Genomic DNA, 1056 nt, shown 5'->3' on the forward strand with positions numbered 1-1056 from the left:
GGCTTGCCCATGTAACAAGCCGGTAATGGTTTCAACCCCATTTTCATAACGCAATCGCACCAGACGCTGGGATTCTTCCATCTGCTGAACAGCCAGACGGCGCATTTTGACGCGCAGTGCCGCCTCACGCGCACTGCGCCAGACTTCTGCCACCTGCAAGCGCAGCTTGTCCTGCGCCTCCTGCAAGGCGGCCATGGCCTGCTCACGTTCGGCCTGCGCCCGATCAATGCCCCCGCCCCGGGAAAAATCCAGGACATTCCAGGTGACTTCGCCGCCGACGGTATAGGAGGGAGCCGCATTACCCAGCGAGCTGCCATTCCATTCCTGATTGGCCATGGCGTTCACATGGGGCAGATAGGCTGCACGAGCGACCTGAATGCCATCCTGAGCGGCTTTCAGCTTGTGGCGTAGCGCGACAATGCCGGCATTTTCTGTAATTGCCTGACGCTGTAAATCCAGGAGGGAGTGATCAGGTAACGCGGGTTGTACGGGTTTCCCCACGGATAAAGTTTTTTCTTCCGGCCAGCCAATCAGAATAGCCAGATTTTCCAGAGCATTAGCATGGTCATTCTCTGCGGTCTGCACCGCCAGCTGAGTTTTTTCCAGATTTACCTCAGCAGCCAGCCAATCGCTTTTGACCAGCACCCCTTTATCCAGAAGCAGTTTGCTGGTTTTGACGTAGGACTCAGCCGCCTTTTGGGCTTTTTGGGCAACCTGAATGGCGCTTTCAGCTGCAATGACGCTGTCGTAGGCCTGCAAAACCGCAAAAGTCAGCTTTTGCCGGGCCATGACATTTCCGCTTTGAGCAGCTTCCAACATGGCGTGGGCCTGACTCAGTCGCCCCCAGACTTCACCACCATTCCAGATCGGAATTTCCAACTGGAGTTTAGTACCGTAGTTATGATAACTGCCTGGCAGGTTAAGCCCGGCCGGAGCCACATTGTAGTTAGGCGGATTAAGATTAAACTGACTCGCGCCAAAATCATTGAAGGTTGCCTGGCGTTGGGACAACTTCATTCCGAAAACGGTCAAGGCATTATTGGACTGGCTGGCAGA

At 54.8% G+C, this 1056-nt stretch carries 1 protein-coding gene; it reads right to left on the reverse strand.

The annotated features are described in order from the left end of the window. Positions 1–1056 (reverse strand): TolC family protein (locus AC2VLY_RS10110; RefSeq protein ID WP_486922209.1); only part of this gene is annotated, 1056 nt, incomplete at both ends.

The sequence above is a fragment of the Acidithiobacillus sp. TH-A36 genome (genome assembly GCF_057473445.1).